Origin of the sequence: Pseudomonas sp. 30_B (assembly GCF_017491605.1) — a bacterium.
GTDB lineage: Bacteria > Pseudomonadota > Gammaproteobacteria > Pseudomonadales > Pseudomonadaceae > Pseudomonas.
This window is the reverse complement of the sequence record NZ_JAFGYY010000154.1, coordinates 1-535: the sequence shown is the minus strand read 5'-3', so window position 1 is coordinate 535 and position 535 is coordinate 1. Positions and strand designations below refer to the sequence as shown.

The 535-nt window shown below is 42.4% G+C and carries 1 protein-coding gene; it reads left to right on the top strand.

The features are described 5' to 3' along the window. Positions 1-535: hypothetical protein (locus tag J5M67_RS27685; RefSeq protein ID WP_207888579.1), on the top strand; the 535-nt coding region annotated here is incomplete at both ends.

The following is a 535-nucleotide window of genomic DNA, read 5'->3' as shown; positions in this document are numbered from 1 at the left end:
ATTTAGCACATGCTGCGATTGGTCACGGTGTTATCGAAATCAATAATACTGCCAATGCTACTTATAGAGTATATGATAACGCTGATATTAATAACGTAATCGAATCAAACACCACCATCGTTCAATCTTTTACTCTGCCTCGTTACGATATCAAGCTTACCCAACCCCTTAAAATCACGATCAAACCAGGGAATAAAGTGCAATGGCAAAATACCCTAGAAAACACAGGGACTTTTGATGCCAATGTTGCGGTCAGCTTTACCACGCCCAACACGCTTTCAAACTTCCAAGTCTATATTGATGCCAATAATAATGGCATCATTGATAGCAATGAAACCGAGCTACAGCCTACGATAAGTATCGCGGCAGGCGAGCAAATTCATCTGATTGTCAAAGCATTGACCAGCACCGAGCTTAAAGATGGCGACACAGTCGATGTACCTATCACCGCGGTAGTGCAAGAAGATAACACAGTACAAGCTAGCGCAACGGATAGCTTAGTGGCTATCGTGCCAAGCATTGTATATAAAGACTC